We start from the raw sequence: 17,833 nt of genomic DNA, 5'->3' as shown, positions 1-17,833 counted from the left end.
GGAAGTGTAGGAATGCTTCCTGACTTTCTTATTTATATATTAAAGTTAAAGCTATATGCTATAATTTTAATAGGAGAAAATATGGACTTAGAATATTACATGAATCAAGCAATTGAAGAAGCAAAAAAGTCTCTAGAAAAAGATGAAGTTCCTATAGGTGCTGTTGTTGTTTTAAACGGTGAGATCATAGGAAGAGGCCACAATACGATAGAAACAGACAAATCTTCTTTGGCTCATGCGGAAATAAATGCTATAAAAGAAGCCCAAAGTCATCTTGGAGATTGGCGATTAAATGGAGCATATTTATTTACAAGTGTTGAACCTTGTGCCATGTGTGCAGGTGCTATTGTGAATGCTAGGATAGATACCCTGGTTTATGGCTGCAAGGATGAAAATAGGGGATTTGCGGACTCAGTATTTAATATCATGCAAGTACCAAGCTTGAACCATAGGGTAAATATTATCCCTGTTATTAGAGAAAATGAAGCGAAAAAGTTAATTCAAGATTTTTTTAGAAAATTAAGAGAGATAAAATGAGAAAATTTACACATTTACACCTTCATACCCAATACAGCCTTTTAGATGGCTTTAGTAAAATAGACAAAGTTTTAGATAGGGCCCAAGAATATGGCATGGATTCTGTAGCTATTACAGACCATGGTGTAATGTTTGGCGTGGTTGAATTTTACAAAAAAGCAAAGGCTAAAGGAATAAAGCCTATCATAGGTTGTGAGATTTATGTGAGCGAACAATCTCATTTAATAAAAACTAGAGAGAATAAAAGATACCACCTTGTTCTATTAGCTGAAAATAACGAGGGATATCATAACCTAGTTAAGATAGTTTCTGAAGCCTATGTTCATGGTTTTTACTATAAACCTAGGGTGGACAAGGAATTTTTAAAGAAACATTCCAAGGGTCTTATATGTCTATCGGCTTGCCTATCTGGAGAAGTACAGGAATATTTAAAATATGATGATTATGAAGGAGCTAAAAAAGCCGCCAAAGAGTACAATCAAATTTTTGGGCAAAATAATTTTTATCTAGAAATTCAAGACCATGGCTTACCTGAACAGAAAAAAGTTAATATTTTACAAAAAAGACTATCCGAAGAATTAAATATACCTATGGTTGCCACTAATGATGTCCACTACACAGACCAAGATGACTCAAAAGCTCAAGATGTTCTACTAGCAATTGGTACAGCGGCAACCATCAATCAAGCTAATAGAATGAGTTTTCCAAATAGTCAATTTTATTTCAAAAAGTCAGAAGAAATGTATGAACTCTTTTCTGAATATCCACAAGCTCTAGAAAATACTAATTTGATTGCAGATAGATGCAATGTGACATTGGACTTTGATACCATGCACTTACCTAATTTTACAGTAGATAAAGACCATGACCAATACTTAAGAGAACTGGTTTATAGGGGCCTTGAAGACAGGTATGAAGTTTTAGATGATGAAATTAAAGAAAGAGCTGATTATGAATTGAATATGATTCAGCAAATGGGTTTTACTGATTATTTCTTGATAGTTTGGGACTTTATAGACTATGCTAAAAAACATGACATACCAGTAGGACCAGGAAGAGGATCAGCAGCTGGATCTTTAGTAGCCTATGCTTTGGGAATAACAGGTCTAGACCCTCTTAAGTATGACCTGCTTTTTGAAAGATTTTTAAATCCGGAAAGAGTATCTATGCCTGATATAGATATAGATTTTTGCTATGAAAGAAGAGATGAAGTTATAGACTATGTAAAGGCTAAATATGGAGAAGAAAAAGTAGCTCAAATCGTAACCTTTGGTACAATGGCTGCTAGGAATGCTATAAGAGATGTTGGCAGAGTTTTAGATATAGACTATGCTAAGGTGGATAAAATAGCAAAATTGATTCCCCAAGAACTAGATATAACTATTGAAAAGGCCTTGGTTCAGTCAGAGGAATTTAGGCAAGCCTATCAAGAAGACCAAACAAGTAGGGAATTAATAGATATGGCAAGAGAAGTTGAAGGTATGCCAAGACATACTTCAACCCATGCTGCAGGTGTTGTAATAGCATCAAAGGCTGTAGATGAATTTGTTCCACTACTTAGAAATGGTGACCAAATTTCTACCCAATATAATATGATTGAGTTAGAAGAGTTAGGCCTATTGAAGATGGACTTCCTTGGCTTAAGAACCCTCACTGTAATAAGTGACGCTATAAAGCAGGTGAAATACAATAGGGGTATTGATGTTGATATTGACAATATTGACCTTGAAGATAAAAAGGTTTTAGATCTATTTAATAAGGCTGAGACGATTGGTATATTTCAGTTTGAATCTTCTGGAATGAGAAACTTCTTATCAAAGTTAAAGCCGAGCAGGTTTGATGATTTGATAGCTGCAAACTCTTTATTTAGACCAGGTCCTATGAATGAAATTCCGAACTATATTAAAAACAGGCACAATCCAGAAGAAATAACCTATTTACATCCAATGCTTGAATCAATTTTGAAGGCAAGCTATGGAACCATAGTTTTCCAGGAACAGGTAATGCAAATAGTTCAAAAGTTAGCAGGATTCTCACTTGGAGAGGCTGACAACCTAAGAAGGGCCATGGGTAAAAAGAAAATGGAAATCATGGAAGAAAATAGAGAATATTTTGTTAATGGTAGGGTGAACAATGGTGTTGTTGAAATTGAAGGAACTAGCCGTAAGGGTATAGATCCTAAAATAGCAAACAAAATTTACGACTTGATGATAGACTTTGCTAAATATGCCTTCAACAAATCACATTCAGCAGCCTATTCTTTAGTTGCCATGCAAACAGCTTACTTAAAAGTTTACTATCCTGAAGAGTTTATGGCTGCCCTCTTATCATCAGTTATGGGCAATGCTTCTAAGGTATACCTATACATAAAAGAAGCTAAAAGTATGGGCATAGACATTTTACTCCCATGCGTTAATTCTTCATATGGTAAATTTTCAGTCGACAAGGGAAAGATTAGAATAGGACTTGATGCAATAAAAACAGTTGGCCACAATATCATTAAATCCATTGTTGATGAAAGAAAAGAAAATGGACTATTCACTTCCTTTGAAAATTTCGTAGAAAGAATGGTACAAGATGATAAGGCGAGCTTAACAAAATCTTATCTTGAAGCCTTGATTTTATCTGGAGCCTTAGATAGCTTTGGCTTGAAAAGGTCTCAAATGATGAGAATTTATCCAAATGTATATGAATCTTACCTAGATAGGGGTAAAAACAACCTACTTGGACAAGAAGATATATTTTCCATGCTTGATGAATCCTCAAAAAACTTTGATATTCCTGATATAGATGAGTTTCCTAAGAGAGAATTCTTAAATTATGAAAAAGAATATTTAGGAGTCTATATTACTGACCATCCCTATAGTGAATATGGCGAATTAGTAAAATCTTTGGTCAACTTTACAAGTTTGGATTTGATGGATGAAAATAAGAATCTTGACAATAAATATGTTGTATTTGGAGGTCTTGTCACTTCTGTAAAGAAGATAATTACTAGAAAAAATCAAGCTATGGCCTTCTTAGAAATGGAAGATGATTATGGGACTATTGAAGTTGTAGTTTTTCCTAATTATTATGAAAAGTACAAGTCTCTAATGATAGAGGATAAGGCTCTTTTAATAAAAGGTAGGCTACAAATTTCAGATGATAAAAATCCAAGTATAATATTAAATGAAGTTAGTGAAATAAATAAGGAAAATTTCTCGAAATCTTCTCAAACTAATGGTATAATGAAAAATGATACAAGTCTTTACCTAAAATTATTATCTAATGATAAAGAAAAGTATAAAAAAGTTAAAAATATTCTGCTAGCACACAAGGGTGAAAATGACGTCTTTGTGTACTTTGAAGACTTAAAAAACATGTATTCACTAAAGAGTATACAAGTAAACTTAAAAGATAAAAGTCTATTAAGTGAATTAGAAAATTTATTAGGAAAAGATAACATTGTTATTAAATAGGAGGAATGATGAAAACAATCGGTATTTTGACTTCTGGTGGTGATGCACCAGGAATGAATGCTGCTGTTAGAGCTGTCACTCGATCAGCCCTAGCTAAGGGTTTGAAAGTTAAGGCTATCTTAAATGGATATGCTGGTTTAATGTCTGATCAAGTAGAAGATATGAGCCTACAGTCAGTTGACAATATCATATCATTGGGTGGTACTATCTTAGGTACAGCTAGATCACCAGAAATGGAATCTGATGAAGGTCAAGAAAAAGCTGTTGAAGTAATTAAAAAGCATGGTATAGAAGGTTTAGTAGTTATAGGGGGAGATGGATCTTTCCTAGGAGCTTATGCTTTACATAAAAGAGGTATAAAAACTATTGGTATACCAGGTACTATTGATAACGATATGGGCTTTACTGAATTGACTATTGGTTTCCCGACAGCTACAGAGACTGTAGTTGATTCTATAAGAAGATTAAGAGATACTTCTGGATCTCATGGAAGGGTAAATGTAGTAGAAGTAATGGGAAGACATTGCGGTGATATTGCTTTATATGCTGGTATAGCAGGTGGAGCCGAATCAATAATAGTTCCTGAAGTTGATTTCTCAATTGATGCTATTTGTGACAAAATAATAAAAACTAGAGCAAGAGGAAAGAAACACCACATTATTGTAGTAGCTGAAGGTGTTGATAATATTCCTGAAATAGTTAATGAAATAAAAGAAAAGACACAAAATGATACAAAGCACACAGTACTAGGTCATATACAAAGAGGTGGAAGCCCTATATATAAAGATGTTGTAATGGCAAGTGAAATGGGTGTAAAAGCAGTTGATTTATTGCTTGAAGGCCAAAGTTCACAAGCTATAGGTTATAAGGGTGGCAAAATCTTTAATATGCCTATAACAGAAGCTGTAAAAACAAAAGAAGAATTTAACAAAGAATTGTATGAATTATCAGATGTATTATCTTATTAATCTAAGTTAGGAGACTAAAATGAAGAAAACAAAAATTGTATGTACTATTGGACCAGCTAGTGAGTCACCAGAAAAATTAAGAGCTTTAATGGAAGCTGGTATGAATGTTACCCGTCTAAACTTCTCACACGGTGACCATGATGAACATTTAGAAAGAATTGAAAACATTAAAAAAGTTAGAAGACAATTAGGAAAACACGTTGGTATAATGCTAGATACAAAAGGACCAGAAATTAGAATTGGTACTTTCAAAGATGGTATGGTTGTAAGCTTATCACAAGGTGATAAATTTACATTTACTACAAGAGATATTGAAGGTGATGAATCAATAGTTTCAGTGTCATATAAAGACTTACCAAGTGACCTATCTGTTGGATCAAGAATTTTAGTTGATGACGGTCTAGTTGAATTCTTAGTTGAAGAAATTGATGGTACAGAAATTCATACAGAAGTAGTTAACTACGGAGCTATCAAAGATAGAAAAGGATTAAATGCTCCAAGTATAAAAATCAACCTACCAGCCTTAACTGAAAAAGATATGAACGATATTAAATTTGGTGTGGAAAATGGTATTGACTTTATAGCTGCATCATTTATCAGAAAAGCTGAAGACGTTATGGCTATCAGAGAAGTTTTAGAAGATTGTGGTGGAGAAGATGTACACATTATTTCTAAGATTGAATCTGAAGAAGGTGTTGAAAACTTAGATGAAATTATAGAAGTTTCAGATGGTATTATGGTTGCTAGAGGGGACCTTGGTGTAGAAATAGAAAACTCAAAAGTGCCTCTAGTTCAAAAAGATATCATTAGAAAATGTAACTTAGCTGGTAAACCGGTTATAACAGCTACACAAATGTTAGATTCTATGACAATAAACCCAAGACCTACAAGAGCGGAAGTTAACGACGTAGCAAATGCTATTTTAGACGGTTCAGATGCAGTTATGTTATCTGGAGAAACAGCAGCTGGTAAGTATCCAGTTGAAACTGTAAAACAAATGGTTAAAATTGCTAAGGATACAGAAGCTTCAATAGACTTTAAAAATGCTAATAGTAAGAGAACAGAATGGATTCAAGCAGATCCAACAAATGCTATTTCAAATTCAGTTACAAGAATAGCATCTCAATTACATGCAGCAGCGATAGTTGCTGCCACAACATCTGGTACAACAGCTAGAGCTATATCTAAGTTTAGACCAGAAAATCCATTAGTAGTTACAACCCACAATGAAAGAGTTGCTAGAAAACTAGCCTTAGCATGGGGTGTAAATCCTATTTTAACTAAAAAAGTTGATGAAACAGACCAATTAATTGATAACTCTGTTTCAGAAGCATTGAAAAATGGATACATTAAAGAAGGTGACTTGGTTGTTCTTACAGCAGGTATACCAGCAGCTACACCAGGATCAACTAATATGATTAAGGTTCACACAGTTGCTAATATCTTATCCCAAGGTCAAGCAATTGGTAGAGGATCAGTTGTATCAAGAGCTTGTGTTGTTTCTAAAGCTGAAGACTTAGAAGGTAAATTCCAAGAAGGAGATATAATTGTAGCTCCTTACACTGATGCGGATATGGTGAAATATATTGAAAAATCATCAGGTATCATTGTAGAACAAGGTGGTTTAACATCACATGCTGCAATTACAGCTCTTCATTATAAGTTACCAGCTATAATTGGCGCAGACAAGGCTACAAGTACAATTAGCAATGGTGAATTGGTAACCTTAGACGCTTTTGCTGGAATAGTATATGAAGGTTCAGCTAGCGTAATCTAAAAAATATAAATTAATAAATGAGATCCTAGGTTATTAAATCTAGGATTTTTCATTTTTGATAATTTATTTATACAATGAGGTGGAAATGAAATCAGATTATGAAATTTCAAGATTAGCAAAAAAGTTAAAAATAAAAGATATAGCTAGTAAAATTAATTTAAAAGAAGAAGACTTAATTCTTTATGGTGATTACAAGGCAAAGATTAATAAATCTAGCTTTAAAGCTGATGATGGAAATTTAATTTTAGTTACTTCTATAAATCCAACAAAGGCAGGAGAAGGTAAGTCCACAATTACTATAGGCTTATCAGATGCATTAAATAAATTAGGGAAAAAATCTATTGTTGCCCTTAGAGAACCATCTTTAGGTCCAGTTCTTGGAAGAAAAGGTGGAGCTACTGGAGGTGGCTATGCTCAAATAGTTCCTATGGAAGATATAAACCTCCACTTTACAGGAGACTTCCATGCGATAACTAGTGCTCACAATGCTATAATGGCTTTGATTAATAACCATATATTTTTCGGTAATGAGTTAGGCTTTGATCAAATAGAATTTAACTATGTAATGGATATGAATGAAAGGGCCTTGAGGTCTATTAAAATCTATGGTGGAAAAGATAATGAAAGAACTAGTTCCTTTGATATAAGCGTTGCATCTGAATTAATGGCTATAATATGCTTAGCCACAGATTATAAAGATTTGAAAAACAGAGTATCCAATATATTGATAGGATACAAGAAGGATAAAACGCCTATATTTGTTAAAGATTTAGGAGTAGAAGGTGTGGTTACAGCCTTGTTAAAAGATGCTTTTAAACCTAATCTTGTACAGACACTAGAAAATAATCCTGCTATTGTCCATGGAGGTCCATTTGCTAATATAGCCCATGGATGCAATTCTGTAATTGCTAGTAAAACTGCTTTAGCGCTCGGAGATTATGTAGTAACTGAAGCTGGATTTGGAGCAGACCTGGGTGGTGAAAAATTTATGAATATTAAATCTAGGATATCCGGTCTCAAACCTAAACTTGCTATTGTTGTAGCAACAATAAAGGCTATTAAATTGCATGGTGGCCAAGATGAAGAATCTTTAAATGAAGAAAATTTAGCTGCCTTAGAAAAAGGAATAAAAAACCTTGAAAAGCATATTGAAAATATGCAAAGTTTCAATTTACCAGTAATTGTAGCTTTGAACCTATATGAAAGTGATAGTGATAAAGAAATAGATTTTATGAAGTCTTGGGCTAAAGGTAAAAATGTTGAATTTTCATTAACTGAAGTTTGGTCAAAGGGTGGTCAAGGAGCTATTGATTTAGCTGAAAAATCTATAGATTTAATAAAAAATAATAACAATGATATTAAGTATACTTATGAAAATGAAGATGACTTAGATCTTAAAATAGAAAAACTAGCTAAAGCTATATATGGTGCTGATGGTGTAGACTATTCTGACCATGCAAGGAGTAAACTTCAAGAGATAAAAGATAGTAAATTTAACAAACTACCTATTTGTGTAGCTAAAACAGAAAAATCTTTATCAGATAATCCAAATCTAAAAGGAAAACCTGAGGGATTCAATATACTAGTTCAAGATTTAAAAATTAGAAGTGGAGCAGGTTTCATAGTTGTATACTTAAATAAAGTTTTGACTATGCCTGGCTTAAATAAGAATCCAAATGCTTTAGAAATCGATTTAGACCAAGATGATAATATAATAAATATCTTTTAATTAATATTTCGAAAATTAAAGTAAAGAAATATTATCTTTTTCTTAACCTTTTTGTAACTTTTATGTTATACTGTTAAAAGGCAGGTAGTTATGATTAAATTTGAAAATGTAAAAAAGAAATATGATGAAAATATAACAGCTTTAGATGATGTCACCTTCCATATTCATGTGGGAGAGTTTGTTTTTATAACAGGAGCTTCTGGAGCTGGAAAATCAACTATCACTAAGTTGATTTTGAAAGAAATCGATCCTGATGAAGGACATATTTATTTGGATGGTAAAGAGATTACTAAAGTTTCAAGAAGAATTATTCCAAAGATTAGAAAACAAGTAGGTGTAGTTTTTCAGGATTTTAGATTACTACCCAATAGAACAGTTTATGAAAATATAGAGTTTGTGTTAGATGCACAAGGTATGTCAGGTAAAAATAAGAAAAAAAGAATTAATGAAGTTTTAGATCTTGTTTCGCTAAAAGACAGGTCAAAGGCATATCCTAATGAGTTATCAGGTGGAGAAATGCAGAGAATTTCTATAGCTAGAGCATTATCAATAAATCCAAAAGTTTTATTAGCGGATGAACCAACAGGAAACCTTGATCCAGATACAGCTTGGGAAATTATGAGTTACTTAGAAGATATAAACCAAAAAGGAACCACTGTTATTATAAATACACACTCTAAAGAGATTGTAGACCAAATGAAAAAAAGAGTTATTACTGTTTCTAATGGTAAAATAGTCAGAGACTCTATAGGAGGTTATCTAGATGAAAGCTATTAGGAAATTTTTAAGTAGTTTGAGAGAAGGGATTAAAGGAATCTGGAAAAACAAAAATCTAGGCCTTGTTTCTGTTACTTCTACTTTCTTTACTTTATTTATCATTGGAATTATAACAATAATAACAGCTACAGTTAACAATATGTCTTTACAAGTAGAAAGAAAAGTTAATGATGTTGAAATTTATCTGATTAATGATGCCTCACAAGTAGACATTGAAAATCTAAGAAGTAAAATTGACTCTATAAATGTTGAGAAAACAGTTGTTTATAGATCATCAGAAGAAGCCTTAGAATTGATGAAAAAATCTTGGGGTAAGGATGCACATTTACTAGAAGGTATGGACTATGAGGGTCTTTTACCAGCATCTTTCATTGTTAGCCTAGAGCATATTGATGAAGCAGATGATTTTGTAAATGCTATAAAAAATGAAAATATTGTAGAAGATGTAAATTACTATAAAGATCTAGTTACAAGGATAGCTAAAATATCAAACTATACAAAGATATTTGGTACTATTTTAGTTTTAGTTCTTATAGTTGTTTCTATATTTATTATTTCTAACACTATAAAATTGACTGTATTTTCAAGAAAAAATGAAATAGCAATCATGAAAAATGTCGGAGCAACAAATTCATATATAAGGATACCATTTATGATAGAAGGGGTATTCTTTAGTGTGTTTGCTTCTGTTATAAGTTATTTGGCTGTATATTATTTATATAAATTTTTATATGAAAACTTTGCGAATAGATTGTCTGAAAACTTATCAATATTGAATTTAATAAGGCCAAACCTATATAAGTTACCATTATTATATATATTCTTGGCTTTAGGATTTGGTATAGGTATAATTGGTTCTGTATTTTCTATAAGGAGATACTTATTAGATAGAGAGGTAAATTATGTCGATTAAAAATAAAAAGAGCAGAATTTGTGCTCTGATTTTAACTGGATCTATTTTATTATCTGGACAACAAGTTTATGCTTCTAATAGTACAAGAAGAAGTTTACAAGAAAGACAGAGAAACTTAAACCAGATAGAAAATAGGATAAAAAATGAAGAACAAAATATAAATTCTTATCAAAATCAAATAAAATCTATTCAAAGTAAAAAATCCGATGTAAATTCTATTTTATCTGAAATACAAGAAAATAGAAATGCTATAGAAGACCAAATAAAAGATCTTAATGCTAATATTCAAGTTACAATGAATGCTATATACCAATTAGATACACAAATCATTGAAATAACAAATGATATTAAATCAAAAGAAGAAGAAATTGAAGATCTTAAAGTTAGGATTGAAGAAAATACTAAACTTCTAAGAGAAAGACTAAGAGTATCTTATAAAATAGGAGATGCAGACAAGGTTGAAATCTTACTGACATCAGATGGTATTACAGACTTCTTAAGTAGAAGCAAAATGATAACAACAATTGCTGACTTTGATAAAAAACTTATTGAAAGTTTAAAAAGAGATAAGGAAAGAATAGACACCTTAGTAATTGAATTGAAAGGTGATAGAACATCCTTAGAAGTGTCAAAGGAAAATAGTGAAAAAGAAAAAGTTTATTTAGAAAATCAAAAAGCTGCACAAGATATCTTATTGGAAAAGGTAAAAGCAGAAGAAGCTGAAAAGTATACAGAGCTAGAAGGTATAAATCAAGAAATTTCTAATTATCAAAGTGAATTAAATCAAAGATTAAAAGAAAAAACTAATCTAGCAAATCAAAGAGGACAATTAAGTACTGAGATAAGAAGATTAGAAAATGAAATTAGAAAAGAAGAAGCTAGAATAAAAGCAGCTGAGGAACAGAAAAGAAGAAATGAAGCAGAGGCAGCTAGAAGAAGAAAAGAAGCGGCTGAATCTAAGTTAGAAGAAGCAAGTAACAATTATGGAAATGTAAATAATAATTATAATTTCTCAGGTAGACTTGCTTGGCCAACAGCTGCAACTAGAATAACTTCAGTATTCGGTCCAAGAAGAGCACCAGTTCCAGGTGCATCAACCTTCCATAGAGGTCTTGATATAGCTGGACCAGCGGGGACACCGATATATGCTGCAGAAAGTGGAGTTGTTGTGAATGTTCATTATCCATATCCTAACCAAACATATGGAGGAAGCTCAACAGGAAATAATAACTATGTAGTTATAAGGCATTCCAATGGAATTTCAACAGCTTACCTACACATGAAATCTATAAATGTTTCAGTTGGACAAAGCGTATCTAGAGGACAAACTATTGGAACTATAGGATCAACTGGATTCTCATCTGGTCCACACCTTCACTTTGAAGTAAGAATTAATGGAAGACGAGTAGATCCATTACCATATATTAGATAAAACAATAAAAAGGATATTGATATTATTCAATATCCTTTTTGCTTACTTTAATTTAAAGGGTGATATTCTTGATAAGTGGTATAATAAATAGATAGAATGTTGAAAGGAAATATAATATGAGCAAAAAAATAAAAATTATCACTGTAAGTCTAGTACTTGGACTGGTAAGTGTATTTAGCTTTGGACTTGGAAGATATTCAAGAAATGTTAATGAACCAATAAAAGAAGAAACCGGTATAAATAATGAGAAGATTTTATCCAACATCGATTCTCTAGTTGAAAATATAAATCAAAATTTTATAGGTGATATTGATAAAGAAAAAATGGAGACAGGGATTTATAAGGGAATTTTATCATCTTTAGATGATCCTTATTCTGTATATTTTAATGAAGATGAGTTTAAATCTTTGATGGAAGAAACCCAAGGAGAATTTGGAGGAATAGGTATCCAAGTTACTGCTGGATCTAATGGTTTTATAGAAGTTGTTTCACCTATAAAGGGAACACCTGGAGACAAAGCTGGTATTCAACCTGGTGACTTTATAACTCACATAAATGGAGAAAAATTTGCAGCGGATTCATTGGATAAGGCTGTAAAAGAAATGAGAGGGGAAGCAGGAAGTAAAGTAACTATAACAATACTTAGAGGTACAGGAAGTGACCAAGAAGTTTTAGATTTGGAAATAAAAAGAGAAATTATAAGTGTACAAACCGTTCACTCAAAAATGCTAGAAGGAAATATCGGATATGTTTTATTGACAGGATTCCAAGAAAAATCTGCTAAAGACTTTATAGCATCTGTCGAAGAATTAAAAAATCAAGGTGCTAAAAGTTTAATATTTGACCTAAGAAATAATCCAGGTGGCTTACTAAATGTTGCTCAAGAAATAGCCGATTATTTACTTGATGAAGGGGTAGTAATATCAGTAAAGTATAAGGATAACAAAAAAAATGAAGAAATACGTAGCAAAGATGGGAAGATGGACTTACCTATGACTGTCCTTATAAATAAGGGGTCAGCTTCTGCTTCAGAAGTTTTATCTGGTGCCTTGCAAGATAATAATAGGGCTAAAATAGTTGGGGAAACAAGCTTTGGCAAAGGTGTTATTCAACAAATTTACCCTGTATTTAATAACGGGAAAAAAGAAGGTATGAAACTAACTGTTGCTGAATTTTTCACTCCTAGCGGGCATAAAATACATGGTGAAGGAATAAGCCCGGATTATCCAGTTGAGCTAGATAAAGATGTTAGACTTATAGGACCTGAAAATATTGATGAAGATAAACAATTACAAAAAGCTATAGAATTATTAAAATAAAAGGATAATAAATGACTTTATTTAACTTACAATCAAAATTCCAGCCTATGGGAGACCAACCAAACGCCATAAATCAATTAGTAAAAGGTTTGAAAAATGGGGATAAATTTCAGACTTTAAAAGGTGTTACCGGGTCTGGTAAAACTTTTACCATGGCTAATATAATTCAAAATTATGAAAAACCAACCTTGGTACTGGCGCATAATAAGACCTTAGCCTATCAATTGTACCAGGAGTTTAAAGAGTTTTTTCCAGAAGATAGGGTGGAATACTTTGTATCTTACTATGACTATTATCAACCAGAAGCCTATGTTTTTGCGACTGATACTTATATAGCAAAAGATTCTTCTGTTAATGATGAAATTGATAAGATGCGACATTCTGCTACAGCTTCCTTGTTTGAAGGAAGAAATGTAATAATAGTATCATCTGTTTCTTGCATATATGGTTTGGGAGACCCTATAGATTACGAGCACATGATGGTTTCGTTGAGACCAAATACAGAAATTTCAAGAGAAGAGGTCATGAAGAAGCTAATCAATATCCAATTTACAAGGAATGATATTGATTTTTCTCGTGGTACTTTTAGATTAAGGGGAGATGTTTTGGATATCTTCCCAGCTAATGCTACTGAGAACATGTACAGGGTAGAATTTTTTGGTGATGAAATTGATAGAATACTAGAAGTAAATTCTCTTACCGGAGAAGTCCTAAGCCAATTAAATCATATTATGATATTCCCAGCATCTCACTATGCAACTTCTAGGGATAAAATCAATGCTGCTGTAAAGTCAATATCAGAAGAATTAGAAGAAAGATTAAAAGAGCTCAAATCTCAAAATAAACTATTAGAAGCTCAAAGATTAGAGCAAAGAACCTTGTATGATATAGAAATGTTAACTGAAGTTGGTTTTACCTCGGGCATAGAAAACTATTCTAGACATTTATCACAAAGAGCACCAGGTTCTAGACCCTATACCTTGCTAGATTATTTTGATGATGACTGGCTTTTATTAGTAGATGAGTCTCACGTAACCATACCACAAGTAGGTGGAATGTATGAAGGAGATAGGTCCAGAAAACAAAATCTTGTAGATTATGGATTCAGGTTGCCATCTGCCTTAGATAATAGGCCATTAAAATTTAATGAGTTTGAATCTTTAATAAACCAAGTCATATTTGTATCAGCTACGCCAGGAAACTATGAAGAAGAACATCAAACTAGACAAGTTGAGCAAATAATTAGACCTACTGGTCTTTTAGATCCTTTGGTAGAAGTTAGACCTACAGAAAACCAAGTTGATGATCTTATGAATGAAATACAAGCTAATACCCAAAAAGGTTACAGAACTCTGGTGACGACTTTAACTAAAAGGATGGCAGAGGACTTAACTGATTTTATGAAAGACTTAGGAGTTAAGGTAACCTACTTGCATTCTGACATAGATACTATCGAGAGAGTTGAAATTTTGAGAGACTTAAGATTAGGTAAATATGATGTTTTAGTAGGAATCAACTTATTAAGAGAGGGACTTGATCTACCAGAAGTTTCCTTGATCGCAATTATGGATGCTGATAAGGAAGGTTTTTTAAGATCTGAAACTTCGCTAATACAGACCATAGGTAGGGCTGCTAGAAACGCAGAGGGTAAAGTATTGATGTATGCAGATACTATTACCAAGTCTATGAAACAAGCTATGGATGAAACTGCTAGAAGAAGACAAATTCAAGAAAAATATAATGAAGACCATGGTATTGAACCTAAGTCAATATTGAAAGATATTACAGATATTACAACTGTATCAATGGCAGCTGAAGATGAAGTTGAATTTGATACAAGTACAAGCTCTGTATCATCTGAACAATTCCATGAGATAATTGTTAACCTAGAAGAAGAGATGATGAAGTCAGCTGAAAGTTTAGATTTTGAAAGAGCAGCAGACCTTAGAGATCAAATTCGAAAATTAAAAGATGAATATGGAATATAAAGGAGAAAAATGACTTTAGATAAAATTATAATCAAAGATGCCAAAGCTAATAATCTTAAAGGTATTGATTTAACTATTCCTAGAGATAAGATGGTTGTATTCACCGGTTTATCAGGATCGGGAAAATCATCATTAGCCTTTGACACTATTTATGCTGAAGGGCAAAGAAGATATGTAGAATCATTATCTTCCTATGCTAGACAATTTTTAGGTCAGATGGATAAGCCGGATGTTGAATCGATTGAGGGGCTATCGCCTTCCATATCTATTGACCAAAAAACTACCAATAGAAACCCTAGATCTACAGTTGGAACAGTTACAGAAATATATGACTACCTAAGACTTTTATATGCAAAAGTGGGAGTTCCTCATTGTCCAGTTTGTGGTGAAATAATCCAAGCTATGACTGTTGACCAAATGGTTGATAGGATAATGACTTTAGAGGAAAGGACTAGACTGATGCTCATGTCTCCAGTAGTAACTGGTAAAAAAGGTGAGCATAAGAAATTGCTTGAAAACATTAAAAAACAAGGATTTATGAGAGTTAGGATTGATGGGGAAATTTATGACCTATCAATGGACGAAATTGAATTAGAAAAAAATAAAAAACACGATATAGAAATAGTGGTTGACAGATTAGTTGTCAAAGAAGGCTTGGAGTCAAGGCTAAGCTCTTCCTTAGAAACTAGTTTAGAAATGTCGGATGGATTAGTATTAGTTCACCTGGTAGATGGTGAAGACTTTACAATGTCATCAAGCTTGTCGTGTCCAAACGGTCACATGTCCCTAGGAGAAATATCACCAAGGATGTTTTCTTTCAACGCGCCTTATGGTGCATGTGAAGAATGTGATGGTCTTGGTTTCCACAAATCAATAGATCCTGAATTAGTTATACCTGATTACTCTTTATCCTTGGATGAGGGAGTTATAGTGCCATATAACACTGCAAAACCAGGTTCATATTATTATGAAATTTTCAACAATCTACTTAAGAAAAATGGATTCAATTCTGAAACTCCATTTAAAGACTTGCCAAAGACTTTAGTAGATGAAATTTTATATGGGGCAAAAAACTCTATTGAGGTTTCTTTTGATTCTCATTTTAAATCATCTGGCAGAGATAAAAAGCGTATTCAATGGGAAGGTGTTGTTGAAAACTTAACTAGAAGGTCTAGACAAACTATGTCCAAGGCTATGAAAGATAAAATTGAAGAATTCACTTCTGAAATAGTATGTAAGTCATGTAATGGTAAAAAGTTAAAACCAGAAATTCTTGCTATCACTATAAATGGGAAAAATATTATAGACTTAACTGATATGCCTATTAGAGATTCATATGAGTGGGTTAAGAAATTAAAATTTTCAAAGGCTGACCAAAAAATTGCTGAGCCTATATTGAAAGAAGTATTAGCTAGACTAGAGTTTTTAATTGAAGTAGGGCTTGATTATTTAACTATGTCGAGGTATGCAGGAAGTTTGTCTGGTGGTGAATCACAAAGAATTAGGCTTGCAACCCAAATTGGTGCAGGTTTAGTTGGGGTTGTATATGTTTTGGATGAGCCAAGTATAGGTCTTCACCAAAGAGATAATGATAAGCTTTTAGCTTCTTTAAGAAACCTAACAGACCTAGGAAACACTTTGATAGTGGTAGAACATGATGAAGATACAATGAAAGAAGCTGATATGATTGTAGATATTGGTCCGGGCGCCGGCTTGCATGGTGGAGAGATAGTATTTCAAGGAACTTATGATGAAATATTAAAGGCTAAAAATTCTATAACTGCTGACTATTTATCAAAAAGAAAATTCATTCCAGTACCTGAAAAAAGAAGAGAAAAAACTGGTGAGATTAAAGTCAAAGGTGCTAAACATAACAACTTAAAAAATATTGATGTAAATATTCCTTTAGGGGTGCTTACTGTTGTAACAGGTGTTTCAGGATCGGGAAAATCATCATTAATAAATCAGACTCTTTACAATGGTTTGATGAAATATTTACATCATTCTAGATATCCTGTAGGGGAAAATGATGGAATTGAAGGAATTGATACTATTGATAAGGTTATACAAATAGACCAAAGTCCTATAGGAAGGACACCGAGATCTAACCCTGTTACCTATACAAAGGCTTTTGATGCTATAAGGGATGTGTTCGCTATGACCAATGAAGCGAAAATGAGAGGTTATGACAAGGGAAGATTTTCCTTTAATGTTAAAGGTGGTAGGTGTGAGCACTGTAAGGGTGATGGAGTTATTAAAGTAGAAATGCACTTTTTACCTGATGTCTATGTACCATGTGAAGTTTGTGGCGGCAAGAGATATAATAGGGAAACCTTGCAAGTTAAATATAAGGATAAAGATATATCTGATGTCCTTGAAATGACTGTTGAAGAAGGATTAGAATTTTTCAAAAACCATCCACCTATAAAAAGGAAGCTTCAAACTTTATATGATGTAGGTCTGTCTTACATTAAATTAGGACAACCATCCACAGAATTATCTGGTGGGGAAGCTCAAAGAATTAAACTATCTACAGAATTATCAAAACAATCTACAGGAAATACAATTTATGTATTAGATGAGCCAACGACTGGTTTGCATACAGCAGATATTCATAAACTAGTTAAGGTTCTCGATAGATTAGTTGACCAAGGAAATACAGTAATAGTTATTGAACACAATCTAGATGTTATAAAAATTGCAGACCACATAATAGACCTGGGGCCAGAAGGTGGTGACGGAGGCGGTTATATAGTCGCTGAGGGTACACCTGAGGAAGTGGTAAAAGTACAAGAATCATATACAGGTAAATATCTAGAAAAATACCTATAAACATATTTTATTTATCTTGTTTAATTCTTATTAGATTAAGAAAAAATAAAAGAAGAAGCACAAATCAATGAAACTATTTCAAATGTTAATATTTTTTAAC

Annotated in this window: 11 protein-coding genes; all 11 read left to right on the top strand. The window is 32.6% G+C overall.

The window, feature by feature from the left end:
• Positions 1 to 81 precede the first annotated feature (81 nt).
• Positions 82 to 537 (top strand): nucleoside deaminase, encoded by a 456-nt coding sequence (locus C4Q29_RS03895; protein ID WP_103981668.1) that lies wholly within the window; start codon positions 82 to 84, stop codon positions 535 to 537.
• Positions 534 to 3,998, top strand: coding sequence for a DNA polymerase III subunit alpha (locus C4Q29_RS03890; protein ID WP_103981504.1), 3,465 nt, complete (start codon positions 534 to 536; stop codon positions 3,996 to 3,998). The genes C4Q29_RS03895 and C4Q29_RS03890 overlap by 4 nt, the downstream gene beginning before the upstream one ends.
• A gap of 8 nt (positions 3,999 to 4,006) precedes the next feature.
• Positions 4,007 to 4,966 carry a 6-phosphofructokinase gene (gene pfkA / locus C4Q29_RS03885; RefSeq protein ID WP_103981503.1) on the top strand — a complete coding sequence of 320 codons (960 nt, stop codon included), beginning with the start codon at positions 4,007 to 4,009 and terminating at the stop codon, positions 4,964 to 4,966.
• Positions 4,967 to 4,985: 19 nt separating this feature from the next.
• Positions 4,986 to 6,743 (top strand): pyruvate kinase, encoded by a 1,758-nt coding sequence (pyk, locus tag C4Q29_RS03880; protein WP_103981502.1) that lies wholly within the window; start codon positions 4,986 to 4,988, stop codon positions 6,741 to 6,743.
• Positions 6,744 to 6,828: 85 nt separating this feature from the next.
• Positions 6,829 to 8,472, top strand: a complete 1,644-nt coding sequence (locus C4Q29_RS03875; RefSeq protein WP_103981501.1) for a formate--tetrahydrofolate ligase — start codon at positions 6,829 to 6,831, stop codon at positions 8,470 to 8,472.
• Positions 8,473 to 8,562: 90 nt separating this feature from the next.
• Positions 8,563 to 9,249, top strand: a complete 687-nt coding sequence (ftsE, locus tag C4Q29_RS03870; protein ID WP_103981500.1) for a cell division ATP-binding protein FtsE — start codon at positions 8,563 to 8,565, stop codon at positions 9,247 to 9,249.
• The gene (ftsX, locus tag C4Q29_RS03865; RefSeq protein WP_103981499.1) at positions 9,236 to 10,162 is read left to right on the top strand and encodes a permease-like cell division protein FtsX; all 927 of its coding nucleotides are present in this window, start codon (positions 9,236 to 9,238) and stop codon (positions 10,160 to 10,162) included. The genes ftsE and ftsX overlap by 14 nt, the downstream gene beginning before the upstream one ends.
• Entirely contained in the window at positions 10,152 to 11,594 is a 1,443-nt protein-coding gene (locus C4Q29_RS03860) for a murein hydrolase activator EnvC family protein (protein ID WP_103981498.1), read from the top strand. Before ftsX ends, C4Q29_RS03860 begins: the two co-directional genes overlap by 11 nt.
• A gap of 116 nt (positions 11,595 to 11,710) precedes the next feature.
• Positions 11,711 to 12,913, top strand: coding sequence for a S41 family peptidase (locus tag C4Q29_RS03855; protein ID WP_103981497.1), 1,203 nt, complete (start codon positions 11,711 to 11,713; stop codon positions 12,911 to 12,913).
• A gap of 11 nt (positions 12,914 to 12,924) precedes the next feature.
• Positions 12,925 to 14,901 carry an excinuclease ABC subunit UvrB gene (gene uvrB, locus C4Q29_RS03850; protein WP_103981496.1) on the top strand — a complete coding sequence of 659 codons (1,977 nt, stop codon included), beginning with the start codon at positions 12,925 to 12,927 and terminating at the stop codon, positions 14,899 to 14,901.
• Between the two features lie 9 nt (positions 14,902 to 14,910).
• Positions 14,911 to 17,733 (top strand): excinuclease ABC subunit UvrA, encoded by a 2,823-nt coding sequence (gene uvrA, locus C4Q29_RS03845; RefSeq protein WP_103981495.1) that lies wholly within the window; start codon positions 14,911 to 14,913, stop codon positions 17,731 to 17,733.
• Positions 17,734 to 17,833 lie beyond the last annotated feature (100 nt).

Source organism: Helcococcus massiliensis, from assembly GCF_900258485.1.
GTDB lineage: Bacteria > Bacillota > Clostridia > Tissierellales > Peptoniphilaceae > Helcococcus > Helcococcus massiliensis.
Note: the sequence above shows the minus strand (reverse complement) of the source record. Positions and strands in the feature narration are given on the sequence as shown.